The following is a 26404-nucleotide window of genomic DNA, read 5'->3' as shown; positions in this document are numbered from 1 at the left end:
GGGGACACCAGCCGTCGTCGGGCCGGGCGGATCAGCCGGAGGCGCGGACCATGCCCGCGCCCACCGTTCGCTTGGAGACCGGGTCGATGAGGATGAACGAGCCGGTGGACCGGTTGAGCCGGTAGTCGTCGCACATCAGCGGCTGGGTGGTCCGCAGGCCGATCCGGCCGATCCCGTTGAACTCCAGCTCGTCGGTGTCGTGCCGGTGCAGCGTGTTCACGTCGATGCCGTACCGCAGCGAGGTGACGATCGACGGAACCACCCGGGTGGTGTGCTTCACCAGGAGCCGGGAACCGGCGGTGAGCCGCGCGGTGTCCATCCAGCACACCACGGCGCCCAGGTCCTGGGTGGCGCGCGGCTGGTTGTTGGGGCGGGCGAGCAGGTCGCCCCGGGACACGTCGATGTCGTCGGCCAGTCGTACGGTCACCGACATCGGCGCGAACGCCTCCTCCACCGGCCCGAGCGGACCGTCGATCGCGGTGACCCGGCTGGTCATCCCGCTGGGCAGCGCGACCACCTCGTCACCGACCCGGACCACACCCGCGGCCACCTGCCCCGCGTAGCCGCGGTAGTCGTGGTGCTCGTCGGTGCGCGGGCGGATCACGTACTGCACCGGGAGCCGCAGGTCGACCAGGTTCTGGTCGGACGCGACGTGCACCTCCTCCAGGTGGTGCAGCAGCGGCGGGCCCTCGTACCATGGCATCCGCGCGGACCGGTGCACGACGTTGTCGCCGCGCAGCGCGGACATCGGGATGGCGGTCACGTCCGGGATGCGCAGCCGGGTGGCGAACTCGGTGAACTCGTCCCGGATCCGCCGGTACACGGCCTCGTCGTGGTCCACCAGGTCCATCTTGTTGATCGCCAGCACCAGGTGGGGCACGCCGAGTAGCGAGCACAGGAACGCGTGCCGGCGGCTCTGCTCGGTCAGCCCGACCCGCGCGTCGACGAGCACCACGGCCAGGTTGGCGGTGGAGGCGCCGGTGACCATGTTCCGGGTGTACTGCACGTGCCCCGGCGTGTCGGCGATGATGAACTTGCGGCGGGCGGTGGCGAAGTAGCGGTGGGCGACGTCGATGGTGATGCCCTGCTCGCGTTCGGCGCGCAGGCCGTCGGTGAGCAACGCCAGGTTCACCTCGTCGGCGCCCATCCGCTCGCTGGTCTGCTCGACGGCGTCGAGCTGGTCCTCGGGCACGGCGCTGGTGTCGTAGAGCAACCGCCCGATCAGTGTGCTCTTGCCGTCGTCGACCGAGCCGGCGGTGGCGATCCGGAGCAGGTCCATCAGAAATACCCTTCCCTCTTGCGGTCCTCCATGGCGCTCTCGTTGACCCGGTCGTCGGCCCGGGTGGCCCCGCGTTCGGTGAGCCGGCTCGCGGCCACCTCCCGCAGCACCTCCTCGACGGTGGTGGCCGTCGAGCTCACCGCGCCGGTGCAGCTCATGTCGCCCACCGTGCGGAACCGGACCTGCTCCTCCGCGCTGCTCTCCCCGTCCCGCATCGGCAGGTACGGGCCGACCGAGAAGATCATCCCGTCCCGGCGGAACACCTCCCGCTTGTGCGCGAAGTAGATCGAGGGGACCTCGATCCGGCGCTCGGCGATGTACTGCCACACGTCCAGCTCGGTCCAGTTGGACAGCGGGAACACCCGCAGGTGCTCCCCCGGCCGCAGCAGCCCGTTGTAGAGGTTCCACAGTTCCGGCCGCTGGTTCTTCGGATCCCACTGGCCGAACTCGTCCCGGAAGGACAGCACCCGTTCCTTGGCCCGGGCCTTCTCCTCGTCGCGACGGGCACCGCCGAACAGCGCGTCGAAACGGTGCCGGGTGACAGCCTCCAGCAGCGCCGGGGTCTGCAGGCGGTTGCGGGACGGCTCCCCGGGCGGCTCGACGATCCGCCCGTCGGCGATCATCTCCGGCACCGAGGACACGACCAGGCGCAACCGCCACTCCTCGACCAGGCGGTCGCGGAAGGCCAGCACCTCCGGGAAGTTGTGCCCGGTGTCCACGTGCAGCATCGGGAACGGTACCGGCGCGGGCCAGAACGCGAGCCGGGCCAGATGCAGCATGACGATGGAGTCCTTGCCGCCGGAGAACATCAGCGCTGGCCGGTCGGCCTCCGCTGCCACCTCACGTAGCACGTGCAGCGCCTCGGCCTCCAGCGCCTCCAGATGGGAGAGTCGGTACACGGACATCGGTTCACCTCGTCAATCCGCGCCCGCGCCGGGCGCTGCGTCGGCGGCGGCGCCGCCACTGTCATCTCGCCGGGAGCGCGCTACCGCCCGGGCGCCGAGCTCGTGCCAGAGCGCCACCGGACGGCCCAGGCGTACCGCCTCGGACCGGCCCAGCAGGTAGTAGGGCGCGACCCGGAGCTGCGGCGTGAGACCACGGGCACCGCACACGTGCATGGCCAGCCGGGTCACCTCCAACGTCGTCTCCGCGGCCAGGGCCAGCGCCCGGGTGCCGGCCACGCCGAACGGACGGTCCGCGTCGGCCAGCTCCGCCGCCTGTTCCACGAGCAGCCGCAGCGCGGCCACCTCCGCGTACGCGCCGGCGAGCGCGAACTCCACGCTCTGGAAGTCGCGCAGCCGCCGGCCGAACTGTTCCCGGGCGCCGGTGTGCCGCACCGCCTCGCCGAGCGCTCCCTGCGCCAGCCCGAGCAGCAGGGCGGCCTGGCGGATGCGGGCCCGCCCGACGACGCCCTCCGGGCAGTCGTCGAGCGCCACGTCCCGGCAGAGCACCCGCTCACCTGGAATACGGACCCCAGCCGCGTCCGTGACGCCCGGGATCTCGGCCGACGGCACGGTGCTGCCAGCCGGCAGCAGCGCCAGTGCCGTGCCGTCCTCGACGGCGACCGGCAGCAGCACCGCCACGTCCGTGCCGTCCACGGGGATCGCGCCTGACGCCTTCCACGCCCCGTCGCCGTCCGGGGCGGCTGTCACCGACACCGGGTCGAAACCCCCCATGTCCGCCGGCACCGCGCCGGCGACCAGTTCCGCGAGCATGTCCTCGGACGCACCGCCGGCGAGCGCCGCGTCGATCGCCGCCGCCACCGCCGGGTACGGCGTGACGGCCGCCGCCCGCCCGAGTTCCTCGGCGACCACCACCGCCGCCCCGAGTCCCAGCTCCATGCCCCCGGCGGCGACCGGGACGTCCAGCGTGCACGCCCCGCCCCGCCGTACGGCGTCCCACGCGGCCTGTGGGTCCGCGCCCGACGCGTGCACCGGCACCCGGGCGAGCCGGCCGCGCATCACCTGCCGCAGCCGGTCCCGCATCGGATCGGCGGGGCCACCGGCGGCCGGATCCGGGTCGTCCAGCGCGAGGTTCGCGATGATCTGGAGCATCACCTCCGAGGCACCGGCGGAGAAGGTCAGACCCGGCGCCTCCCGGTACGCCGCCTCCAGCACGTCCGCCCGCCGCCGCCCCAGCACCGCAGGGTGGTAGCCGAGCCCGTGCACGCCGACCGCCCAGCCGGCCACCTCCTGGGCCAGCTCGCTGCTGTACAGCTTCGCCACAGCGGTGGCGGCCTCGTCGGCCGTGTCGGTGGCCTCCAGCCTCGTCAGCACGGACCACGCCAGCGCCCGGCTGGCCGCGAGCCGGGCGTCGAACCTTCCGGCGTCGACGAGCAGCGCCGCCTCGGCCGGGCTGTCGTCGTGGCCGAGTCCCGCCACCGCGGCCTCGTACCATCGCTCGGCCTTGAGCGTGTAGTCCAGGCCGGTCCGCTCGATCGCCAACGCCTGCGACAGCAGCGGCCAGCCCTGCCCGACCTCGCCGAGCACCGCGTCCGGCCCGACCCGCACCCCGGTCAGCTCGACGCGGTGGAACTGCTCGTCGGCGATGCTCGGGATCCGGCTGCGCGCCACCCCGTCGGCGTGCAGGTCCACCAGGAACAGGGTGATGCCGTCGTAGCGGCCCGCGCCCGATCCGGTACGCGCCGCGCACAGGCCGAGATCGGTGATGTCGCTCTTGAGGCTGAACACCTTGACCCCGTCGAGGCGCCAGCCGTCCCCGTCGCGTGTGGCGGTGGTCCGCAAACCGCCCAGGTCGGAGCCGGCCTCCGGCTCGGTGTAGAGGACGCTGGCGAAGCGTTCGCCCCGGGCCATCGCGGGCAGGTGCGCGGCCTTCTGTTCCGGGCTGCCGGCGAGCAGCAGGAACAGCGCGACGATCTGAATGGTGTTGACGTGCAACGTGTCCGGCACGTCGGCGCGTACCAACTCCTCGTAGACGATCGCCGCGGCGCTGTGCCCCAGGCCGTCCCCGCCGTACTCCTCGGGCCAGTTCGGCGCGAGCAGCCGCAGCCGGCCGAGGTGGCGGTAGACCTCCCGGGCGTCCGGCTCCGGCTGCCCGCCGGCCCGCAGCGCGGCCAGCTCACGGCGCAGCTCGGGGTCGGCGAGCCGGTCCCGCACGGACCGGCGGAACCGCTCGTGGCCCTCGTCGACGTCGATACTGGTCTCCATCGGTCACTCTCCTCGATCCGCGCGGCGCATCGCTTCCCGCACCACCGCCGCGACCGCGCCGACCGGGCCGGCGCCCAACAGGGTGTAGTGGTCCTCGCCCGGCACCGACCGGGTCCGCAGATCCGGCGCCACCTGCTGCCAGGCCGGCCCGTGGTCCGGCGACAGGCCGGCCCGGACATACCAGACCGGACCCTCGTACCGGCCGGGCCGGTGGGCGGCCAGCGCCAGCGCGTTGCTGCGGCAGACCCGGTAGCGGGCCTCGATCTCCGCGGCGGTCAGGTCCGCGGTGAGGCCGGCCCGCGACGCCAGTTCGGCCACGCCCGGGCCGGTCCCGCCGGCCCCGGCCGCCGACGCAGGTGGCGGCAGGCCGGCGGTGCGGCACAGGTCGTGCAGGAAGAATCGGCGGATCGCCGCCTCGTCCTCCGGTGGATCCGACCCGGGGTACGCCGTGTCCAGCAGCACCGCCGTCCCGCCGGCGCGGCGGGCCATTTCGTAGGCGACGACGCCGCCGAACGACCAGCCCGCGAAGACCCACCGGCGCTCGGCCGGGTCCAGCGTGGCCAGGTAGCGCTCGGCGAGACCGCCGAGGCGGCCGGCGTCGGGCAGGTCGTCGGCCGGCCGGTCCGCCGCGAAGCCCCACACCGGCTCGTCGCCGCCGAGAGCGGACACCAGCGCCGCGTAACAGAGGACCGCGCCGCCGACCGGATGCACAAGCACCAGCCCGGGGCGGCCGGCGCCGGGCCGCAGCATCGCCGGACCACCCGGTTGCGGCACCGACCGGTGCCGCAACCGGGCCAGCAGCGCCCGCTTGGCTGGTGAGAGCGTGACGTCCGCCCCCACCTCGCGCACCGCTCCGGCCGACGGTACGGAGGTCACGACGCCTGCCCCTGCTCGGCGGCGAGCATGGCCGCCGCTTCCTCGTCGCTCATCGACTCGATCATCCGCAGCAGGTCGTCGTCGTTGAGCTGGCCTGCCTGGGCGGTGCGAACCAGCGCGGCGAGTCCCCGTACGGTCGGGGCGCGGAAGAAGTCGGTCAGCCCGACCTCCACCCCGAACTGCCGGCGGATACGCGACACCACCTGCGCGGCGCCGAGGCTGTGCCCGCCCAGGGTGAAGAAGTTCTCCTCCGGGCCCACCTGCTCCAGGCGCAGCACCGGCCCGACCACCTCGCGGGCCAGCGTCTCCTCGGTCTCGTCGGCGTAGCGCACCTCGCCGGTGGCCGCCTGGGTGGTCTCCGGCGCCGGCAGCGCACGGCGGTCGACCTTGCCGCTGGTGGTCAACGGGATGTCGGCGATCCGGACGAAGTGGGCCGGCACCATGTAGGGCGGCAGCTGTTCACCCAGCGCCGCGCGCAGTCGCTCGTCGGCCGGCGGCTCACCGGTCAGGTAGCCGACCAGATGCCGATCGCCGCGGTCGTCCGCCCACGGCTGCACGACTGCCTGCCGCACGCCGGGCACCTGGCTCAGCACGGCCTCGATCTCACCCAGCTCGATCCGCAGTCCGCGGATCTTCACCTGCTGGTCGATCCGGCCGCAGAACACCAGCGCCCCGTCGTGCTGACGGCGGACCAGGTCGCCGGTGCGGTACAGCCGGCCGCCGGGCGCGGTCCCGAACGGGTCGTCGAGGAACTTCTCCGCGCTGAGCTCGGGCCGGTTGAGGTAGCCGCGCGCCAGACCGAGCCCGCCGATCACCAGCTCACCGGGTACGCCGACGGGCACCGGCTCGCCGTGCGGGTCGAGCACGTGCGCCACGTGGTTGGCCATCGGCAGCCCGATCGGGGGCGAGGTGTCCCAGGTGCCGGTGCACTCCTGCACCACCATGGTGACGGTGCACTCGGTCGGGCCGTAGCCGTTGAAGAAGCGCCGGCCCTGGTTCCACCGGTTGACCAGCTCGCCCGGGAACGCCTCGCCGCCGACGAAGGCGATGCGCAGCTTCGGCAGCCGCTCCGGTTCGAGCAGCGCCATCAGCGACGGCGGCAGGTCGATCACGGTGATCTCGGCGCGTTCCAGCAGCGCCTGCAGCCTGTCGATCTCCAGCCGGTCCTCGTCCGGCACCACGTAGAGGCGGGCGCCGGTGAGCAGGGCCGCGAACATCTCGAACACCGACACGTCGAAGGTGACAGCGGCGAAGCCGAGCACCCGGTCCTGTGGGGTGAGGTCGAACAGCTCCTGCACCGAGGCGATGAAGTTGGTGACGGCGCGGTGCTCGATGAGCACCCCCTTCGGGGTGCCGGTGCTGCCGGAGGTGTAGAGCGCGTAGGCCAGGTCGTGCGGGGCGGGGGGCGCCGCCGCCACCTCCGCCCGGTCGTCCCCGGCCGGGCGGTCGAGGTGTACGACGGCCGGCCCGTCGGCCGGCAGCGCGCCGCCCGCTGCGGTGGTGCTGACCACCGCGACGGCCGCGCTGTCGGTCAGGATCGCCGCGATCCGGGCCGCCGGATGTCCGGGGTCCAGCGGTACGTAGCCGGCTCCGCAGCGGAGCACCGCGAGCACCGTGGCGACGAGGTCGGCGCCCCGGGGCAGGCAGATCCCGACCAGGGTGTCCGGCGCGGCTCCGGCTGCGCGCAGCCGGCCCGCGATCTCCTCGGCCCGCCGGTCCAGCTCCGCGTAGCTCAGTTCGGTGTCGCCGACCACCACGGCGACGGCGTCGGGACGCTCGGCCACCTGCCGGGCGAACAGATCCACCACCGTGGTGTCCGGCCGCTCGCGGCGCGGACCGTCGAACTCGTGCAGGAGCCGTTCCCGCTCCCGCTCGTCCAGCAGCGGGATCTCGGTGACCTTGCGGTCCGGGTCGGTGACCACCGCGGACAGCAGCCGCCCGTAGTGCGCCATCACCTGCTCGATGGACTCCGGATCGAACAGGTCGGTGTTGAACTCGACGTTGAGGTCCAGCCCGCCGTCGCGCTCGAACAGGTTCCAGCTCATGTCGAAGCGGGAGGTGCCGGGGCTGAGCAGGACCCGTTCGGTCTCCAGGCCGGGCAGGGTGACCTCGCCCTCGGCGTTCTGGAAGGTGAACGCGATCTGGAAGATCGGCGAGCGGGACGGGTCGCGGTCCGGTCGTACCGCCTCGACCAGCTTCTCGAACGGCAGCTCGCCGTGGGCGAACGCCTCCTGCACGGTGGGAGTGACCCGGCCGGCCAGCTCCCGGAAGGTCGGGTCGCCCGCGACGTCGGCGCGCAGCACCAGCATGTTGACGAAGAACCCGACGACCGCCTCCACCTCCGAGTGCTGCCGGTTCGCCGTCGGCGAGCCGATGACCAGGTCGTCCTGGCCGGTGTAGCGGTGCAGCAGGGCGAAGAACGCCGCCACGTAGACGCTGTACGGGGTGGTGCCCAGCGAACGGGCCAACTGCTGCACCGCGCCGGGGCCGCCCACCGGCAGGAACCGGCGGATGAACGTGCCGCGGTAGGTGGCCTCCGCCGGCCGTGGGCGGTCGGTCGGGAACTCCAGCACCGGTGCCCCGTCGAGGCGCTCCCGCCAGAACCCGGTGAGCCGCTCCAGGTTCTCCTCGCGCAGCCACTCCCGCTGCCACAACGCGTAGTCCGCGTACTGCAACGGCACCGCCTCGAGGTCGGCCCGGTCCCCGTCGACCGCCGCCCGGTAGCACTCGCCCAGTTCGCGGACGAACACACCCAGCGACCACCCGTCGAAGACCACGTGGTGCACGACGAAGACGAACAGGTGGTCGTCGTCGGCGACCCGGATCAGCCGAGCCCGCCACAGCGGCGCCCGGCCCAGGTCGAACGCCTCCCGGGCCAGCGCCCGGGCCGCCTCGACGGCGGCATCCGCACCGCCGGTGACGTCCTGCACCGGCAGCTCCACCGGCACCTCGGCCGCCACCACCTGCACCGGCCCGTCGTCCCCGTCGGCCATCCGGGCCCGCAGCGACTCGTGCCGGGCCACCACGGTGGCCAGGCCGGTGCGCAGGGCGTCCGCGTCCAGGCGGCCCCGCAGCCGGAAGCAGACCGGCACGTTGTACGTCGGCTGCCCGGGGGCCAGCCGGTCCAGGAACCAGAGCGTCTCCTGGGCGTACGACAGCGGCGAGCTGTCACCGCGCTGGCGTGGTGTGGGACCGGCGGCCGTGTCCGGCTCGTCGTCGCGCAGCAGGGCGAGCAGCTCCGCGCGGCGGTCCGCGGGCAGTCGGGCCAGCCGCTTCATCAAATCGTTCACGATCGGCCTCCAGGGCTGATGGCGGAAGGGGAAACCGCGGCGGCCGGCGGGCGGCGGCCGAGGTCGGTCACGGCGCGGCGGAGCACCTCGATGCCGCACCGGTAGTCGTCGATCAGGATGTGCTCGTCGGCGGCGTGGTCGAGGCTGCTGTCGCCGGGCCCGTAGGTGGCCATCGGCACCGGCCAGACCTCGGCCAGGGTGTTCATGTCCGACGTCGCCGTCTTCAGCTTCGGCCGCGGCGTGCCGCCGACCTCGCGGATCGCGGCCGTCAGCGCCCGCACGACCGGGTCACGCCGGTCGCTGCGTACCGCCGAGACGGAGTTGAGCAGTTCGAGGCCGCCGCCGCGGGAGACGCTACGCAGCCGCTCCAGCAGCGCGGCGTCGTCGAACCCCACCGGGGTCCGGTAGCTGAGCTCCAGCGTCGCGTCGGTGGTGTCGCCCGACATCGCCACCAGGGTGACGCCGGGAAGGTCGAACGCGGCGTGGCTGACCTCGGGCCCGGCCGCGGCGACCGCGTCGTGCCAGAACGCGGCGGCGGCCTCGGTGGCCTTCTCCACCGGGTTGCTCGGGTGGGTCGCCGCCCGGTGCACCCGGTACCGCAGGTCCAGCTTCCCCTTGTAGCCGATCACCACGTTCTGCCAGCCGCTCGGCTCGCCCACCACCAACGCGTCCGGGCAGGGCCAGGTGGCGCGCACGTGCATCGCCCCACGCGAGCCGGGGGTCTCCTCCTCCACCACGCCGGCCACCACCAGCCGGCCGGGGAAGTCAGTGGACGCCGCGGCGGTCATCACCATTGCGGCCAGTGGGCCCTTGGCGTCCACCGCGCCCCGCCCGATGATCCGGTCGCTCTCCCGGCGGGGCGTCATCGGGTCCGGCACGGTGTCGAGGTGGCTCAGCAGGACCACGGTGGGCCCGTCGCCGGTCCCGGTCACGCCGACCACGTTGCCGACCTCGTCGACGTGCGCGTCCAGGCCCAGCCCGGTCATCGCCTCGGCCAGGAACGCCGACAACCGGTGCTCGGCGCCGGAGGGGGACGGGATGCGGACCATCTCCTCTAGAAGGTCCACATCGGACGGGGCGCCCATCAGGACGCCTTCGCCAGGGACTCCTGCCGGACCGGCTGTTCCAGGGCCACCTGCGTCCCGGTGCCGGACAGCGCCCGACGCACCGGGCCGCGGCAGCGGCCGTCCGCCACCAGCACCCGACGCACGCCCCCGAGCAGGGCCTCGCGGGCGGCGACCAGCTTCAGGGCCATCCCGCCCCGCGCCCACCTGGGCGGGCGGCCGGCCGGCGGCACGTGACAGATCGGCAGCACCGAGTGCTCGTCGCCGGGGTCCTGCTGAACGCCCGGGGCGCCGGTCAGCAACACCAGGGACTCGGCACCCAGCGCCGCGGCGACGGCCGCCGCGGCCCGGTCGGCGTCGATGTTCACGATCTCGCCGTCCGGCGTGATCGCCGGCGGGGAGATCACCGGTACCGCACCGGCGTCGAGGAGGCTGCCCAGGAACTCACCGTCCACGGTGTCCACCACGCCGGAGTGGTTGTCGCGTACCAGGACGACCCGGCCGTCGACGACCGCCCGCTGGGCCTTCTTCCGGCGCGCGACCAGCAGACCCGCGTCGATCCCGGTGAGGCCGACCGCCCGGACCCCTTGCTCGACCAGGCAGCGCACCAGGCGGGGCTTCACCCGGCCGGCCAGGGCGAGGGTGACCACCTCCAGGGTGCGCTCGTCGGTGTGCCGGGCGCTCACCCCGTCCGGGGCGACCTGCTTGCGCTGCGGCACGCCGAGCTGCTGCGCCAGGTCCTCGATGTCGGCCGACCCGCCGTGGACCACCACCACCCGCCGGCCCTGCCGGACCAGTTCGGCGACGTCCTCGCACACCGCGGCGGCGTCCACGTCGCCGTTACCGCCGCACTTCACCACCGTGACCGGTGGACGTCCACTGTTCTGCTTCATCAGATCGTGCCTTCCTCCAGAGACGCTGACGGGGCCGCGTGGGTGAGGTCCGTCAGACCGGGTGCAGACCGGGAAACTCCAGGCCGAGCCGCTCGGGCCAGCCCATCCGTACGTTCAGTGACTGCACGGCGTTGCCGGCGCCGCCCTTGACCAGGTTGTCCAGGGCGGACACCGCCAGCAGCCGGCGCGAGTCGGGTTGGAGCGCGAAACCGACGTCGCAGAAGTTCGAGCCGAGCAGGATCTTCGGTTCCGGCAGCCGGTACAGGCCCCGCCGCTGGGCAACCACCCGCACGAACGGCTCCTCGGCGTAGCGGCGTCGGTAGGCGGCCCGCACCTCCTGCTCGGTGACGCCCTCGCGCAGCCGCGTACGGCACACCACCTGTACGCCGCGTACCGCCTCGACGCCGGTCGCGGTCATGGTCGGCCGGACCCCGCACGCCTGGGCGATCTCCGCCTCGTGCCGGTGGCCGGAGGTGGCGAACAGCCGCAACGCGCCGCTGCGCTCGGCGTGCAGGTTGGCCTCACCGGCGGTGGCGCCCGACCCGCTCGATCCGGTACGGGCGTCCACGTCCACGTCCGGCTCGATGAGCCCTTCGTCCGTCAACGGGGTCAGCGCCAGGATCGCCGCGGCGGCCATGCAACCCGGCACGGCGATCCGGTCCGCGCCGGTGAGCTGCTCGCGGGCCAGCTCCGGGAAACCCGGCACGAACTCGTCGAGCAGTTCCGGTGCCTCGTGGGGCTCACCGTAGTAGCGCCGGAAGACCTCCGCGTCGCGCAGCCGGAAGTCGCCGGACAGGTCGATCACCGTCTTGGCCAGCGCGGCCAGCCGCGGCAGCGTCCGCATCGTGGTCCGGTGGGGAGTGGCCAGGAACAGCACGTCGTACTCGGTGAGCTGCTCCTCGGTGCAGAAGGTCAGATCGGTGACGCCGCGCAGGTTCGGGTGCGGGCCGTCCACCCGCTTACCCGGAAACCGCGAGGAGACCGCCGCGGCCACCTCCACCCGGGGGTGGCCCAGCAGCAGCCGCAGCACCTCCCCGCCGATGTAGCCGGCCGCGCCGACCACCGCTGCCCGGATCATCCGGCACCACCCTTCGTCAGGTCGCGGAACCGTCGCGCCACCAGGTCCGCGATCACTCCCGCCACGTCGACCCGCCCCTGGTGGGCGGCCTGCAGCCCGGCGAACTCCACGCCGGCGTTGACCTCCAGCGCGTACATGGCGCCGTCGCGGTCCTCGACCACGTCGACCCCGGCGATGTCCGCGCCGACCGCCTCCGCGGTGGCCACCGCGAGCTTGGTCAGGCGGTCGTCGAGCGGGCACGGCTGCGTGCCCGCGCCCTGGGCCACGTTGGTGCGCCAGTGCGCCGACCGGCGGTACGCCGCCGCGACCGGCTCGCCGCCCACCACCACGACCCGGATGTCGCGGTCCGGCTTGTCGATGAACTCCTGGAGGTAGATCAGATGCGCCTGCGGGGCGGGCAGCGCCGCGCAGTGCTCCAGCACCGCCTGGGCGGCGTCCGGATCCCGCACCAGCGAGACCCGGCGCCCCCAGGAGGAACTCAGCGGCTTGACGACCACCGGATAGCCGAGCCGCTCGATCTCCTCGGCGGCCGCCTCCGGGGTCAGGGCGAGCACCGTGCGCGGCGTCGCCACGCCGGCGCGCTGCAGCGCCAGCGAGGTCAGCCACTTGTCACCACAGGTGCCGATGGCCGCCGCCGAGTTGATCACCGGTGTGCCGGCGGCCTCCAGGCTCACCGCCGCGTACCGGGCCCGGGTCGCGGAGATCTCCCGGTTGAGGACGAGGGACCACGGCCCGACCGGGGCGCCGACCCCGGCGGACAGGCGACGCGGGTCGACCTGCTCCACCGGGATCCTGCGCTGCTCCAGGGCATCGAGGATGCCCTTCTCCTCGGCCCGCACTCGGGAGGCCAGCACGGCCAGCCGGGCCGGGGCGTCAGTAACGGCGCTCACTCGCCCCAGTCCTCCTCCGGCTCCGGCGCCAGCGCGAAGGTGACCGGGCTGATGCTCAGCACCTCCAGTTCACTGCGGCAGTCGGGGCACTCGACCAGCTCGGACGGACGCAGACCGGCGCCGGTGGGGACGGTGGCGGCGCACTCGGGACACGCGCTCATTGCTCGACCTCTCTTCTGACACGACCCGAACCGTTCGGGTCGACAACTGGGTGCACTGCCCGGCGGGGGTTCGCCGGCGGGCTGAATCGGGGCAGATGCTCGCGCACGGCGGCGGCCACCGCCGGGGCGGAGATGCCGTAGTGCTCCAGCAGCGGCTCGTGTCCGCCCACGTACGAGGCGAAGGTGTCCGGCATGCCGACCCGCACCACGGGCACGGGGCCGTGCTCGGCGAGCGTCTCGGTGACGGCGCTGCCCAGTCCGCCGCCGCGCCAGTGCTCCTCCACGGTGACCACCAGCCGCGCGTCGGCGGTGGCGGCGCAGAGGCCGGCGACGTCCAGGGGCTTGACCGTGTGCATGTTCAGCACGACCGGCTCGATCCCCTCGGCGGCCAGTTCCTCGGCGGCGGCCAGCGCCGCGCGCACCGGATGCGGGCCGCACGCCACCAGGACCACCTCGTGGCCGGGCCGCAGCATCTGCACCTGGCCGATGACCAGCGGCTCCGCCGTGGGGACGGCGGGCGTGGCCTTGCGGCCGAGCCGCAGGTACAGCGGGCCGGGCAGCCGGGTGGCCTGTTCCATCACGGCCTCGACCGCGGCGGCGTCCGCCGGCACCACCACTGTCATGTTGGGCAGCGCCCGCATGACCGCGAGGTCCTCCAGCGCCTGGTGGGTCGGGCCGAGGTGACCCGCGGCGAGCCCGCTGTGGGTGGCCGCGATGCGTACCGGCAGGGCGTTGTAGGCAATGTCGATCTTGACGGCCTCGATCGCGCGGGCCGCCGCGAACGCCGCGAACGTGTTCACGTACGGCGTCCAGCCGGCGGCGGCCATACCGGCCGCGACACCCATCAGGTTCTGCTCGGCGATGCCGAGGTTGACGTACCGGTCCGCGGCCGGGCCGAAGTCCACCCCGCCGAACAAGCCGGTGTCGGTGTCCAGGCAGATCAGCTTCGCCTGCTCGGCGAGCTGCGCCACCAGCCGGTCCCGGTACGCCTCACGTGTCGCGTGGGACGGCACCACTGTCGCCTCAGTCATCGCCGTCACCTCGTGCCTGCCGGCGCAGCGCGGCGCTGGCCCGTGCGTGCTGCCGCTCGGTGAACCGGACGTAGTGGCTGGCCACCCGGTCGGCCACGAACGGGACACCGGCGCCCTTCACGGTTCGCGCGATCAGCACGCTCGGCCGCCCCGGCGTCCACGGCGCCGCGCGCAGCGCCGACCGCACCTGAGCCATGTCATTGCCGTCGACCTCGCGCACCGCCCAGCCGAACGACCGCCACCGCTCGGCCAACGGCTCCAGCGGGCAGATCTGCTCGGTCGCGCCGGTGAGCTGGAGCCCGTTGCGGTCCACCACGGCGGTGAGCCGGTCCAGGCCCAGGCCGGCCGCCCCGGCGGCCGCCTCCCACACCGAGCCCTCCTGCAACTCGCCGTCGCCCAGGGCGACGTACGTCCGCCGGGGGCTGCCGTCAAGGCGGGCGGCCAGCGCGAATCCGACGCCCAGGGCCAGCCCGTGTCCGAGCGATCCGGTGGGCATCTCCACGCCCGGCACCGCGCGCACCGGGTGCGCCATGAGCCGGCTGCCCGGCCGGCCGAACCCGGCCAGCTCGGCGGGGTCGAAGAAGCCCCGCTCGGCCAGCGTCGCGTACAGGCCGACGGCGCCGTGGCCCTTGCTGAGGAGGAAGATGTCCCGTTCCGGCGCCTGCGGACGCTCCGGGTCGACGGTCAGTACGTCGAAGTAGAGCGCGGTCAGCACCTCGACCAGCGACAGCGAGCCGCCGAGGTGACCGCCCTCGCCACCGGTGCAGACGTCCACTATGTGCTGCCGGATGCGCCGGGCGCGTTCGGTCAGCTCCGCCAGGCTCTGCGGCGCACGCGTGGCGGCGGGCTCCAGCACCGCCGTCATGACGCCCTCCCGGCGACCGCGGCCAGCACGTCCCGGTGCTGCCACACCTTCTCGAAGGCGTCGGCGTAGCGCTGGAGCAGGGGCCCGGAGTCCGGGTGCAGGTGGCGCTTCTGGAGGGTCAGCGAGTCGTCGATGATCGCGCGGGCCACCGGGAACCGCTGGTCCGGCCCGGCCGTGCCCTCCGCGGCGGCCCAGGGGTACCCCGAGCCGAAGCCGATCCGGTCGGTGAAGACCTTCTGCTCGGGCAGCGGCACCAACTGGTACTGCGACATCGGTACGCCTTCGGCACGCAGCACGCGACGCAGCGCGTCCCGCAGCGCGGTCGGCGCCACCTCGGGCAGTCCCAGCGCGGCCGGGTCGAACCGGAACCGCAGGATGTGCCAGGCGTGGGTGGCGTGCGCCGGCGCGCCCGGCACGGCGATCCCGGGAAGCTCGCGTAACCGGTCCAGGAACCGGGTGACGTTCTCCTGGCGGTGGCGGGCGTAGTCGTCGAAGCGGTCCAACTGGCTGGCGGCGAAGGCCGCCTGGATCGGGTTCAGCTTGGAGTTCCATCCCAGGAAGTAGGAGATGTAGTCGCGGGGCCGACCGGACTCGATGACCTCGCCGAACTGGCGGCCCATCCGGACCTTCTCGGCCAGGGCCGGGTCGTCGGTGGTCAGCAGGCCGCCCTCGCCGCAGGTCGGCAGGTTCTTGGTCACCTGGAGGCTGAAGGCGGCCACGTCGCCCAGCGAGCCGACCGGCTTGCCCCGGTACAGCGCGCCGTGGGCCTGAGCCGCGTCCTCCAGGATCGCCAGGTTGTGCCGCCGGGCCAGCTCGCCGAGCGCGTCCATGTCCGCCGGCAGCCCGTGCAGGTGGACCACGAGGATCGCCCGGGTACGGCCGGTGATCCGCCGCTCCACGTCGGCCGGGTCGAGGTTGAACGTGACCGGGTCGACGTCGGCGAAGACCGGCACCGCCATCTGGTGCAGGGGCGCCAGCGCCGAGGCGATGAAGCTCAGTGAGGGCACGATCACCTCGTCGCCGGGGCCGATCCCCAGCGCGGCGAGGGCCAGCGACAGTGCCGTGGTCCCGTTCGACACCCCGACGCAGTGGGTGACTCCGGTCCGCTCGGCGAATCGCCGCTCGAGGTCCCGTACCGCCGTCTCGTTCTCGGCGTTGGAGACGAGCTGGCCGCCGTCGAGCACGGTCAGTACCGCCTTGCGGTCCTCCTCGGTGATGATGGGCCAGGGCACCTGCCGGATGTCCCGTGGCACAGCCGGAGCACCGCCCAGCATGGCCAGCTTGGTCACGACGATCACTCTCCCGTCTCGGTGGTGAGGGTGGGTCAGAGGCGCCCGACGGCTCGGTCGACCGCCTCCACAGCGCACTGGTACCGCTGCTGGAGCCGCGCTCCGTGGTGTTCGAGGGACTCGGCCGCCGCCTGCGGCGCCGGCCAGCCGTGGGCCGCGGTGACGCGCAGGCCACTCCAGGTGTGTCCGACCGCCTCCACCGCCCGGCCTGCCTCGCGCAGGCATGGCAGGACCCGGTCGACGCCGACCGTGCGCAGCAGTTCGCCGTGCAGGCACGCCTGCGCCTGCATCGACCAGCCGAAGGGGTACACGTCGCGCACCGTCGCGGAGTCGCCGGCGGCAGCGGCGGCGACGACCTCGTCGAGGTAGCGGCGCAGCCCGGCCAGACCGGTCCACGCTCCGCCGTCCGACGCCGGCGCGGCGGTGAACCCGTCGACGTTCGCGCGGAGCGCCGCCCGCAGGCCGTCACGGTCCAGGGGCCGCGAGTCGCCGATCTCGACCCGCAGGTAACGCCGGTCGATGCGGGTGGCGCTGAAGAAGGCATCCTGGTCGTCCGCCGGATTCACCGAGCCCCAGGCGGCGAGGAAGTCCTCGGCGCGGATGGGGCCGGTGAACGCCGGGGGTTGCGCGTCGGAGACCAGCACCAGGCCGCGGGCCAGGTCCACGCCGTAGACCACGACCAGGTGCGCGGCGTGTACGTCGTGGTATGCCGGCCGGAACGGCAGGTGGAAGTTGTCCACCGCGGCGATCGGCAGCCGTCCGGCGGCGATCTCGTCGGCCAGTTCGGACAGCGGATCCCGGTCGGCGGCCGGCGTCGTCCACCGCGACCGCACATGGTGGTGCGGGGCGATGCTGCGGCCGAGGTCTTCGGGATGGCGGCTGGGGTGGTAGAACTCCTCGGTCCGCACGTCACCGGGGATGTGCCGGAACTCCCAGCCGGCGCCCAGCACCTCCAGCGGGTCGCCGCCGCCCGCGTCGACCACCGCGGCGAACGTCGTCTGCAGACAGCTCAGCGGGTCGCGGTACCACAGCAGCGGGCGCCGCAGCGCCTGCACCGGCCGCCGCCCGGCCGGGCCGGCCGACTCGGCCGCATCGGCGCGCACGATCGGCTCCGCGTCCTCGGTGGTGATCGCGGCCGGCGTCATCGGTTCGCCTGCTCGACGGGACCGACCAGGGTGGCCGCGAAGACGTGCACCGCGATGTTGTGCGGCAGCCGGACCGCCGTGAGGTCGGCGCGACGCACCACCGGCACCCGCTGGCACCACATCGCGGCAGGCACGCCGAACTGCACGTGGTGCGGGTAGTGCATGAGGGGCGACTCGAAGGCGCGGGTCTCACCGAACGTCGCGGGTGCCGCCCAGAAGTCCGAGACTCGCAGCGGCTCGAAGTCCACCGCGCCGTGCGCGAAGTGCAGCGCCATCTCGTCCTCGACCCGGCGCTCCGCCGAGGCGAGCAGGTACAGCCAGTCGTAGCGGCCCGGGGCCACGCGTACGAACTGCCCGTCGCATCGCACGTTGTCCGGCGTGCCGGTGCCCAGCGGGGGCAACTGGAACGGAACTCCGTCCACGACCACCTGGCTGCCCGCCGACGGCAGATGCTCGGCGGCGAAGGAGTTCCCCCAGACGTTGAACCGGCCGGCACTCGTGTCCTCCGCACGGGAGGCGCCGACGTTGTTGAAGTGTGACGCGAGATCCAATACGTGGGCGGCGATGGTCGCTGATGTCGGCACCCGCTGCTCCTTCCGCGAGAGGGCTTGTCGAGCCGGAACCCACATCCGAAGCTACGGCTGCCGCGACGTGTGAACAGCCGCGACAGAACGACATTCAAGTCGCTGTCAGAAGGAGTTTGGACCGCCTGGCTACGTCTCGCGCACACGCCGGTAAGCGAAACTGGTAAATGGACCCGGAATATGAATTCCGAGCGCGCGTGCGCCCCTTGGGGGAAGTAGGTTCGACCCTGATCCGACCGGGGACGACGGGTGGCGCCCGCCAGCCGGGGACCGGTCACCACGAGCCGGGAAGGACCGCGCCGATGGGCTCTACCAGCAGATACGCTTCCGAGCGGATGATGCTCACCATGTGGAGCGCGCCTCGCAGCCGTTCCACTGCGTTCGAACGGATGATGATGGAGAGGGGCGACTTCGCCGTCCTGCACGAACCGTTCTCACACGTCATGGACTTCGGTTCTGCAACCGTGATGGACCGTCAGGTGACGAGCGAGAAGGAACTGCTGTCCACCTTGAAGGAATTGCCGGGGCGCGTCTTCTTCAAGGACACAACTGATTTCTACTACCCCGAACTACTGAACGACAAACCCTTCCTCCGCGACGGAGTCCACACGTTCATCATCCGGGACCCGCGGGAGGTGATCGAGTCCCATGCCCACCTGAACCCGGAGGTGTCCCGCGACGACATCGGCTTCGCGCGGCTGCACGAGATCTACGACGCGGTCGCCGAGGCGACCGGCGAGGCGCCCGTGGTCATCGACTCCGACGATCTGATCGACCGGCCGGCCGACACCGTGGCCGCGTACTGCGCGCGGGTCGGTATCCCCTTCGACGCCGAGGCGCTGCGCTGGCAGCCGGGGACGCCACGGCAGTGGCAGCGCACCGAGCGCTGGCACGAGGCCGCCGCCGCCAGCAGCGGGTTCTCCCGCGCGCCCCGGCAGTACGCGCGCACTGTCGACAACGACCCGCAGTTGGCCGAATACCACCGCTACCACCAGCCGTACCACCACAAGCTCTGGGAGCGGCGACTGCGCCCGGTGTGACGGTCCGTCAGCCCACCTGGCGGCGGTAGACGGCGCGGCGTTCGTCCACCCGGCGCACCTGCGTGAAGCCGCACCTCTCGAACAGGGAGGCGGTGCCCATGTAGTGCGAGCCGTCGTCGCCGCACACCGGGTAGCCCTCCACCACCGTGGCGCCCTGCTGCCCGGCGTACGTCACCGCACCGTCCAGCAGGGCCGCCGCGAGTCCCTTGCCCCGGTGCTCCCGGGCCAGGAAGAAGCAGACTACCGACCAAACCGGGGTCTCGTCGGTCCTGCGGTACTTCGGCGAGCGCTCCAGCGAGCCGTACTCCTCGCGCGGCGCCACCGAGCACCACCCCACCGGCTCGTCGTCCCGGTAGCCGAGTACGCCCGGCACCTCGCCGGACCGCACCAACTCGCGCAGCGCACGCCGGTTACCGGGACTGCGGTTCGCCTCGAACTCGCTGCGACGCAGCCGCCAGAACATGCACCAGCAGCCGTTGGCGGCACCTCGGTCGCCGAACAGGCGCAGCAGGTCCGGCCAGCGCTCCTCGGTCAGGGGGTGGCACGCCAGCTCGTCGGTCCGGCTGCGCCCGCCCTTCGCCCGGCTCACGACGTCACCGGCTCCACCTTGCCGTCCAGCAGGCAGAACTCGTTGCCCTCCGGGTCGGCGAGCACGTGCCAGGTCTCCTCCCCGGTCTGCCCCACGTCGACCGGACGGGCGCCCAGTTCGCGGAGCCGTTCGAACTCGGCCGCCTGATCCTGGTCGGTGGCGCTCACGTCGATGTGCAACCGCAGCTTCTCCCGCTTGGGGTTGTCCGTACGGTTGAACACGATCGTGGGCTGCGCCCCGCCGAACCCCTCACCAGGGCCGATCTCCACGCTGTCCTCTTCGTGCGTCAACACGGTGAAGCCCAGCACGCCGCACCAGAAGGTCGCGAGTCGGTGCGGGTCATGCGCGTCGAGCACAAGCTCGCTGATTCTGCACGCCATACCCGGCCCGTACCCCGCCGCAGCGGAAACCACACCTACGGCAGATCTTGACCCGATCGCGGGCAACAGCCCACGCCGCATGGGCCGAGCGGAAATCACAGGCATGGTGACGACCTCGGCGACACTGCCGTCGCCCATCGCGACGCCGACCCCGCGGACAAGGCCGAGGTCTACCGTCAACCCACCGCCGGCCCCGACCTCGCCCAGGCACGGGTGTGACGCTCGAGGCAGGCCCGGTTGCGGGGTCGGTGACAGCGGCTCCGGAAACACCGACCGCGAGCAGCAGCACGATCCAGAGCGGGACGGCGCCGACGTCGCGTTTCGGGTCAGGTGGTGCCGCGGACGACGAGCGTCGTCGGCAGCACGGTCGGCTTGGGCGGGTCGTCGCCGCCGTGCAGCATGGCGACCAGCGCATCGGCGGCGGCCGTGCCGAAGCCGGGCTTGTTCTGGGCGACGGTGCTGAGCCCGGGCGGGATCAGCGCGGCCACCTCGATGTCGTCGAAGCCGACAATCGCAATGTCGTCGGGGATCCGTAGGCCGGCCGCCTGGGCCGCCCGCATCGCGCCGACAGCCATCTCGTCACCGGCGACGAACACTGCGGTAGGGCGGTCGTCGAGGGCGAGCAGCCGGTCCATCGCGGCGTGACCGCCGTCGAGATAGAAGTCTCCCTCGACGACGTGGCCGTCGGCGAGCGGCAGGCCGGCCCCGGCCAGCGCGGCCCGGAAGCCGACGAGCCGTTCGGCTCCCGGCCAGGTTCGCAGCGGGCCGGTGATGGTGGCGATGCACCGGTGGCCGCGTTCGACGAGGTGGCGCACGGCGAGCGCCGCGCCGCCGGCATTGTCCGAGGTGATGTAGGTCGACGTCGGGCCGTCGACCCGCAGGTCGAGAGCGACGCACGGCACCTGGGCTTCGACGAGGGCGAGCACGGCCGGGTCCCGGGTGCCGTTGTCGATGATGACCGCGCCGTCGAGGTTGTGCTGGCGGACGGCGCGCACGTATCGCTGCCCGTCGTCGGGCCCCGCCGCGTCGTGGCCGGCGAGCATGAGCAGGTTCAGCCCGTGCGCGCTGAGCGCCGTCTTGAGCGCGACGAGGATCTCCTGCAGGAATGGGTGGCGCCACCCAGGGCGGCGATGGTCGGTGTCCCATACCAGGCCCACCATGTTGGACTTCTTCGTGGCGAGCGTCCGGGCCGACCCGTTCGGCAGGTAGCCGATCTCGGCGGCCAGGTCGAGGATGCGCTGGCGGGTGTGCTGGCTGACGACCTCGGGGGTGTTGAAGACGCGGGACACGGTGGCGACGGACACGCCGGAGCGGCGCGCCAGCTCCCTGATAGTGGTCAATGTGGTGCCTTCTCTGTAACCGGTTTCACGACCGTAGCGCCAGCGATGTCCGCCGGTCAACCCGCATCGACCGTTACCTTTTCGTAACTTGACACCCCATAGCCGAACCCGTTCACACTTCCCAGGAAAGGCGCTCGCCGGCGGTCACCCGCAACTCGGCCGGCATCCGATCTTCATCCAACTCCACCCACCCCCACCACCATCGCTCGCCGACAATGTAACCGGTTTCAGGTAACCGGTTACATCGCACGAAAGGGTTCCCTGGCATGCACCCAAAACGACTGTTGCGACTGGCGGCGGCCACCCTGGCCGCCGGAGTACTGCTGACCGCGTGTGGCACCGGCACCGAGGGAGGCTCCGGCGGCGGCAACGAAAAGATCACCCTGAATGTCAACCTGTTCGGCAACTTCGGGTACCAGGACCTGTACGCCGAGTACCAGAAGGCGCATCCGAACATCACGATCCAGGAGCGCACGGCCGCCTACAACGACCATCATCGCGACCTGATCACCCACCTGGCCACCGGCTCCGGCGCGGGCGACATCGAGGGCGTCGACACGGGCTTCATCGCGCAGATGCGCGAGCGGGGCAACCTCTTCGTCGACCTGGGCAAAGACCGCCAGTCCGAGTACCTCGACTGGAAGTGGGCGGCGTCGCTGGCGAAGGACGGCAAGCAGATCGGGTACGGCACCGACGTCGGCGGCCTGGCCATCTGCTATCGGCGTGACCTGTTCGAGAAGGCCGGCGTGCCGTTCGACCGCGACCAGGTGTCGGCCGCCTGGGGCAGCGGCTGGGACCAGTACATCGAGTTCGGCAAGCGGTACGCGGCGAAGGCCCCGGCCGGCAGCGCCTTCTTCGACGGCGGAGGCCAACTGTTCAACGCCATCATCGGCCAGGCCCCGGTCGGGTACTACAGCGAGGACAACGCCATCGTCGTGGGCACCAGCCCCGATGTCCGAAAGGCCTGGGACCTGACGGTGAAGGCGATCCAGAGCAACCTGTCGGCCAAGCTGATCGGCAGCTCGCAGGAGTGGAACAACGGCTTCGCGAAGGACCAGTTCGCCACCATCGCGTGTCCGGCCTGGATGATGACCAAGATCAAGGACCAGGCGAAGCACGCCGCCGGCAAGTGGGACGTGGCGAGCGTCCCGGGCGGCGGCGGCAACTGGGGCGGCTCGTACCTCACCGTTCCCAAGCAGGGCAAGCACACCGAGGAGGCCAAGAAGCTCGCGGCGTGGCTGACCGCCCCGGAACAGCAGGCCAAGGTGTTCACCGCGCGGGGCAACCTGCCGTCCATCCCGGCTCTGTACGACAAGCCCGACATTGCCCAGTACAAGGACGCCTTCTTCAACAACGCACCGGTGGGCCAGCTCTTCACCACCGCGGCGAAGCAGCTCAAGCCCCAGTACCAGGGCCCGCGAGCCGGAGACGTGCAGACCACCATCCGCGACGCGCTCGTCCGCATCGAACAGGGCAAGCAAAGCTCCGACGAGTCCTGGAAGCAGATGGTCAGCGACGTCGAGCGACTCGCCAAGTAACTCGACCCGCGCCGCCGGCGGTCGCCCCTGACCGCCGGCGGCTCCCGGCGACGAAGGATCGACGATGGCCACCTACCTCCACCAGGCCCGGCGGGCCGGCCTGAGCCGGCTCGACACCAAGGGCTCGCCCTACCTCTACATCCTGCCGTTCTTCCTGCTGTTCGGCGCGTTCGGGCTGTTCCCGCTGCTGTACACGGCGTACGTCTCGTTCAATGACTGGGACCTGCTCGACTCCGGGTCGCACCGCTGGGTCGGCCTCGCGAACTACCGCGAGATGCTGCAGGACGCGTACTTCTGGAACGCCCTGGGCAACACACTCAGCATCTGGGTGCTGTCCACCGTGCCGCAACTGCTCGCCGCGCTCTGGATCGCCCACCTGCTCAACCACCGGCTGCGGGCCCGCACCGCGCTACGGATGGGTGTGCTGCTGCCCAACGTCACCTCGATCGTGGCGGTGACGATCGTCTTCACCCAGCTGTTCGGCCGCGACTTCGGCATGGTCAACTGGGCGCTCGGCCTCGTCGGCATCGGCCCGATCGACTGGCAGGCCAACACCTGGAGCTCCCACCTGGCCATCTCGTTCATCGTCGCCTGGCGGTGGACCGGCTACAACGCCCTCATCTACCTCGCCTCGATGCAGGCGATTCCGCATCACCTGTACGAGGCCGCCGACCTCGACGGCGCGTCGCAGGCTCAGCAGTTCAGGCGGATCACCGTCCCGATGCTGCGGCCGACGATCATCTTCACCACGGTGATCTCGACGATCGGCGGCCTGCAGATCATGGCCGAACCCCTGCTGTTCGCCAGCTCCCAGACGCCCACCGGCGGCTCCGACCGGCAGTTCCAGACCGTTGCCCTGTTCATGTACGAGCAGGGGTTCCGGGAGTTCCGCTTCGGCTACGCCTCGGCGGTCGCCTGGACGCTCTGTCTGGTCATCGCCATCTTCGCGATCATCAACTTCCTGCTCACCCGGCGCATCGCCAAGGACGAGGACTGAGGAGAACGCCGTGACCACCCTCGCGGACCCCATTCAGACCGGCACCACACCCTCGCCGCCGCCACGCCGGTCCCACCGGCGCCGGAGCTTCGGGTACCCACGCAAGGGCTCGGTCTGGAGCTACGGCGCCCTGCTGGCGGTCGTGGCCGGGTCGGTCTTCCCGCTCTACTGGTCCGTCGTCGTGTCCTCGCAGACCAGCGACGCCGTCACGAAGGTGCCGCCGGCCCTGGTGCCGGGCGGGCACCTCTTCGACAACATCGCGCGCGTGTTCGACACGACCGACTTCGGCCGAGCCCTGGTGAACTCCTTCATCGTCAGCGGCTCGATCACCGTCTCCGTGGTGTTCTTCTCGACCCTGGCCGGGTTCGCCTTCGCCAAACTGCGGTTCCGAGGCCGAAAGGCGCTTCTCGTCGTGGCCATCGCGACCTCGATGGTGCCGCACCAGCTCGGCATCATCCCGCTGTACATCCTGATGGCCGACCTCGGCTGGACCGGGCGCCTCACCGCCGTGATCGTGCCCGGGCTGGTAACCGCGTTCGGCGTCTTCTTCATGACCCAGTACCTCGGCCGCGCTGTACCCGACGAACTGCTGGAGGCCGGCCGCGTCGACGGGTCCAGCACGTTCGGCCTGTACTGGCACATCGTCCTGCCGGCGGCCCGCCCCGCCGCGGCGGTGCTCGGGCTGTTCACCTTCATGCAGGCGTGGAACGACTTCTTCTGGCCGCTGGTCGTGCTGCAGAACAACGCGACCGTGCAGGTGGCGCTCTCCGCACTGGCCAGCGGCTACACCACCGACTACACCCTGACGCTGACCGGCACGTTGCTCGCCACGCTGCCGATCCTCGTCGTCTTCATGCTCCTCGGCCGGCATCTCGTCGACGGCATCATGCAGGGGGCGGTGAAGGGATGACCACCACATCCCAAGGCGCCGCCGCGGCCGCAACCCGGCCGGACCTGCCCGAGCTGCCGGATCTGCCGGACCTGCCGGCCGGCTTCAGCTGGGGTGCCGCCACCGCGGCGTACCAGATCGAGGGTGCGGTCGACGAGGACGGCCGCGGGCCGTCGATCTGGGACACCTTCTGCCGCCGCCCCGGTGCCGTCGACGACGGCACCTCCGGCTCGGTCGCCTGTGACAGCTACCACCGCTGGCGGGAGGACGTGGACCTGCTGGCCGGCCTCGGCGTGGACGCCTACCGTTTCTCGGTCGCCTGGCCACGGGTCATGCCGGCCGGTCGGGGCGCGGTGAACCGGCGAGGCCTCGACTACTACGACCGGCTCGTCGACGCCCTGTGCGGGCACGGCATCCGGCCGTTCGTCACGCTGTACCACTGGGATCTGCCCCAGGCGCTCGAGGACGAGGGTGGCTGGCGGGTACGGGACACCGCCGAGTGGTTCGCCGAGTACGCCGCCGCGGTGGCGGGCGTCCTCGGTGACCGGGTCCAGGACTGGATCACGCTGAACGAGCCGTACTGCTCGTCGATGGTCGGCTACGCGGAGGGCCGGCACGCTCCCGGCGCCGCCGAAGGACATGGTGCCCTGGCCGCCGCCCACCACCTGCTGCTCGGGCACGGCAGGGCGGTCGCCGCAGTCCGGTCCGCCGCCGGCCCGCGGGCGCGCGTCGGCATCGCGCTCAACCTCTCCCCCGCCGTGCCGGCCAGCGATACCGAGGCCAACCGGGCGGCGGCGGATCGGCAGGACCTCATGCTCAACCGGCAGTTCACGGATCCGGTGCTGGGCGGCGCGTACCCGTCCGGATTCGAGCGGCTCTACGCCGGGGTGAGCGATCTGTCGTTCCGCCGCGACGGTGACCTGGCGGTGATCTCCACGCCGCTGGACTTCCTCGGTGTCAACTACTACTACCGGGTGCACGTCGCCGACGCCCCGTACGAGCAGCCCGACCCGGCGCTGCGCAGCGCGTTCGACATCGGGGTCCGGCAGCTACGGCCGGACGGGTTGCCCACCACCGACCTGGGCTGGCCGGTCGAGCCGCAAGGGCTGTTCGACACCCTGACCGGGCTCGCGGACCGTTACCCGGGCCTGCCTGCCGTGTACGTGACGGAGAACGGCTGCGCCGACCTGCGGGACGGACCCGAGCCGGACCCGGAACGGATCTCGTTCGTGGCCGGGCACCTGGCGGCGGCGGCCCGTGCGGCCGCGGTCGACGACCGGCTCGATCTGCGGGGGTACTTCTACTGGTCGCTCATCGACAACTTCGAGTGGGCCCGCGGGTACGGGCCCCGCTTCGGTCTGGCCCACGTCGACTACGGCACCGGATCCCGTACGCCCAAGGCCAGCTACCACTGGCTGCGTGACCGCTTGCGGGCGTGGCGGGAACGCACCTCCACCTGAAGCGCCGCCCGCGGCTCGTGGCGGCAACGGTATGCGCAGTCACCCGGCAACGAACCGCCCCGGTTCGGTGGAGTCGGTTTGGTTGACCCGTCAGGCGCTCAACCGCCAGTTGCCGAACGCCGTCCGGATGCGGCCGGCTGCCCACGCCGATCCCGCCGTCCGGGCTGCCCTGGTTGTCGGCGCCCGTGACGCGCCCCGCGAGTTGTACGAGCGACTCATCGACGATCCGGACAGGCTGGTACGGAGACACCTCGCCGAACGCGACGACGTACCGGCCGATCTGCTCGCCCGGCTCGCCACGGACCCTGACCCGCCGGTCCGGGCCACCCTCGCACGGTGGTGGACGCAGGCCCCCGGACCGGACCGGCGGCTCCTGCTGACCGACTCCGTCGACGAGGTTCGTGCGGCTGCCTGCTCAGCCCGTCCTCGGCCAACTCGCCAATGGGACCTCACGCGGTGGCGGCGTCGCGGTCGAAGGTTCAGGAATCCTCAGAAACCGCCGCCGCGGGACCGGCGGCGCGATTCGCGAACTCGGAGACCTCGTGGCCGCCCTGCGGAA

The 26404-nt window shown here is 72.2% G+C and carries 23 protein-coding genes; 5 read left to right on the top strand and 18 right to left on the bottom strand.

Annotated features, from left to right (window positions below; all coding sequences use genetic code 11):
- Positions 1-31 precede the first annotated feature (31 nt).
- From O7607_RS23070 to O7607_RS23000, 15 genes are read right to left on the bottom strand one after another with little or no spacing between them, the layout of a single operon-like run.
- Entirely contained in the window at positions 32-1279 is a 1248-nt protein-coding gene (locus tag O7607_RS23070; RefSeq protein WP_269705263.1) for a sulfate adenylyltransferase subunit 1, read from the bottom strand.
- Positions 1279-2184, bottom strand: a complete 906-nt coding sequence (cysD, locus tag O7607_RS23065; RefSeq protein WP_269705262.1) for a sulfate adenylyltransferase subunit CysD — start codon at positions 2182-2184, stop codon at positions 1279-1281. Before cysD ends, O7607_RS23070 begins: the two co-directional genes overlap by 1 nt.
- 12 nt (positions 2185-2196) lie before the next feature.
- Positions 2197-4446 carry an acyl-CoA dehydrogenase family protein gene (locus O7607_RS23060; RefSeq protein ID WP_269705261.1) on the bottom strand — a complete coding sequence of 750 codons (2250 nt, stop codon included), beginning with the start codon at positions 4444-4446 and terminating at the stop codon, positions 2197-2199.
- 3 nt (positions 4447-4449) lie between these two features.
- Positions 4450-5322: a thioesterase domain-containing protein gene (locus O7607_RS23055; RefSeq protein ID WP_269705260.1), complete on the bottom strand. Its 873-nt coding sequence runs from the start codon at positions 5320-5322 to the stop codon at positions 4450-4452.
- Entirely contained in the window at positions 5319-8612 is a 3294-nt protein-coding gene (locus O7607_RS23050) for a non-ribosomal peptide synthetase (RefSeq protein ID WP_269705259.1), read from the bottom strand. The genes O7607_RS23055 and O7607_RS23050 overlap by 4 nt, the downstream gene beginning before the upstream one ends.
- Positions 8609-9697, bottom strand: a complete 1089-nt coding sequence (locus tag O7607_RS23045; protein WP_269705258.1) for a M20/M25/M40 family metallo-hydrolase — start codon at positions 9695-9697, stop codon at positions 8609-8611. Before O7607_RS23045 ends, O7607_RS23050 begins: the two co-directional genes overlap by 4 nt.
- On the bottom strand, positions 9697-10569 hold the full coding sequence (locus O7607_RS23040) for a [LysW]-aminoadipate kinase (protein ID WP_269705257.1): 873 nt from the start codon (positions 10567-10569) through the stop codon (positions 9697-9699). The genes O7607_RS23045 and O7607_RS23040 overlap by 1 nt, the downstream gene beginning before the upstream one ends.
- A gap of 52 nt (positions 10570-10621) precedes the next feature.
- The gene (argC, locus tag O7607_RS23035) at positions 10622-11647 is read right to left on the bottom strand and encodes an N-acetyl-gamma-glutamyl-phosphate reductase (protein WP_269705256.1); all 1026 of its coding nucleotides are present in this window, start codon (positions 11645-11647) and stop codon (positions 10622-10624) included.
- Complete coding sequence (locus O7607_RS23030) at positions 11644-12537, bottom strand: RimK family alpha-L-glutamate ligase (protein ID WP_269705255.1); 894 nt, start codon at positions 12535-12537, stop codon at positions 11644-11646. The genes argC and O7607_RS23030 overlap by 4 nt, the downstream gene beginning before the upstream one ends.
- Complete coding sequence (locus tag O7607_RS23025; RefSeq protein ID WP_269705254.1) at positions 12534-12698, bottom strand: lysine biosynthesis protein LysW; 165 nt, start codon at positions 12696-12698, stop codon at positions 12534-12536. The genes O7607_RS23030 and O7607_RS23025 overlap by 4 nt, the downstream gene beginning before the upstream one ends.
- Positions 12695-13729 carry a transketolase family protein gene (locus O7607_RS23020; RefSeq protein ID WP_269705253.1) on the bottom strand — a complete coding sequence of 345 codons (1035 nt, stop codon included), beginning with the start codon at positions 13727-13729 and terminating at the stop codon, positions 12695-12697. The genes O7607_RS23025 and O7607_RS23020 overlap by 4 nt, the downstream gene beginning before the upstream one ends.
- Positions 13722-14594 carry a transketolase gene (locus tag O7607_RS23015; protein WP_269705252.1) on the bottom strand — a complete coding sequence of 291 codons (873 nt, stop codon included), beginning with the start codon at positions 14592-14594 and terminating at the stop codon, positions 13722-13724. The genes O7607_RS23020 and O7607_RS23015 overlap by 8 nt, the downstream gene beginning before the upstream one ends.
- Positions 14591-15883, bottom strand: coding sequence for a DegT/DnrJ/EryC1/StrS family aminotransferase (locus tag O7607_RS23010; RefSeq protein WP_269705250.1), 1293 nt, complete (start codon positions 15881-15883; stop codon positions 14591-14593). Before O7607_RS23010 ends, O7607_RS23015 begins: the two co-directional genes overlap by 4 nt.
- Before the next feature lie 35 nt (positions 15884-15918).
- On the bottom strand, positions 15919-17028 hold the full coding sequence (locus O7607_RS23005; RefSeq protein ID WP_269705249.1) for a BtrH N-terminal domain-containing protein: 1110 nt from the start codon (positions 17026-17028) through the stop codon (positions 15919-15921).
- Positions 17025-17612, bottom strand: coding sequence for a hypothetical protein (locus O7607_RS23000; RefSeq protein ID WP_269705247.1), 588 nt, complete (start codon positions 17610-17612; stop codon positions 17025-17027). Before O7607_RS23000 ends, O7607_RS23005 begins: the two co-directional genes overlap by 4 nt.
- Before the next feature lie 335 nt (positions 17613-17947).
- On the opposite strand from O7607_RS23000, the gene O7607_RS22995 reads away from it, so the two are divergent.
- Positions 17948-18652 (top strand): hypothetical protein, encoded by a 705-nt coding sequence (locus O7607_RS22995; protein ID WP_269705246.1) that lies wholly within the window; start codon positions 17948-17950, stop codon positions 18650-18652.
- Between the two features lie 7 nt (positions 18653-18659).
- Here the strand turns inward: O7607_RS22995 and O7607_RS22990 are convergent, their stop codons facing one another.
- The 3 genes from O7607_RS22990 to O7607_RS22980 form a co-directional block, all read right to left on the bottom strand.
- Entirely contained in the window at positions 18660-19241 is a 582-nt protein-coding gene (locus tag O7607_RS22990) for a GNAT family N-acetyltransferase (RefSeq protein ID WP_269705245.1), read from the bottom strand.
- Positions 19238-19621: a VOC family protein gene (locus O7607_RS22985; RefSeq protein WP_269705244.1), complete on the bottom strand. Its 384-nt coding sequence runs from the start codon at positions 19619-19621 to the stop codon at positions 19238-19240. The genes O7607_RS22990 and O7607_RS22985 overlap by 4 nt, the downstream gene beginning before the upstream one ends.
- Before the next feature lie 326 nt (positions 19622-19947).
- Complete coding sequence (locus O7607_RS22980; RefSeq protein WP_269705243.1) at positions 19948-20961, bottom strand: LacI family DNA-binding transcriptional regulator; 1014 nt, start codon at positions 20959-20961, stop codon at positions 19948-19950.
- Between the two features lie 266 nt (positions 20962-21227).
- Between O7607_RS22980 and O7607_RS22975 the strand changes: the two genes are divergently transcribed.
- From O7607_RS22975 to O7607_RS22960, 4 genes are all read left to right on the top strand, one after another.
- A complete protein-coding gene (locus O7607_RS22975; protein WP_269705242.1) occupies positions 21228-22499 on the top strand; it encodes an ABC transporter substrate-binding protein in 1272 nt (423 codons plus the stop codon).
- A 64-nt stretch (positions 22500-22563) separates the two neighbouring features.
- Entirely contained in the window at positions 22564-23496 is a 933-nt protein-coding gene (locus O7607_RS22970) for a carbohydrate ABC transporter permease (RefSeq protein WP_030500465.1), read from the top strand.
- Between the two features lie 10 nt (positions 23497-23506).
- Positions 23507-24406 (top strand): carbohydrate ABC transporter permease, encoded by a 900-nt coding sequence (locus tag O7607_RS22965; RefSeq protein WP_442929500.1) that lies wholly within the window; start codon positions 23507-23509, stop codon positions 24404-24406.
- A complete protein-coding gene (locus O7607_RS22960; RefSeq protein ID WP_269705241.1) occupies positions 24403-25845 on the top strand; it encodes a GH1 family beta-glucosidase in 1443 nt (480 codons plus the stop codon). The genes O7607_RS22965 and O7607_RS22960 overlap by 4 nt, the downstream gene beginning before the upstream one ends.
- Positions 25846-26404 lie beyond the last annotated feature (559 nt).

Origin of the sequence: Micromonospora sp. WMMA1949, assembly GCF_027460145.1 — a bacterium.
In the GTDB taxonomy this organism is placed as follows: Bacteria; Actinomycetota; Actinomycetes; order Mycobacteriales; family Micromonosporaceae; genus Micromonospora.
This window is presented reverse-complemented; position numbering and strand designations above follow the sequence as displayed.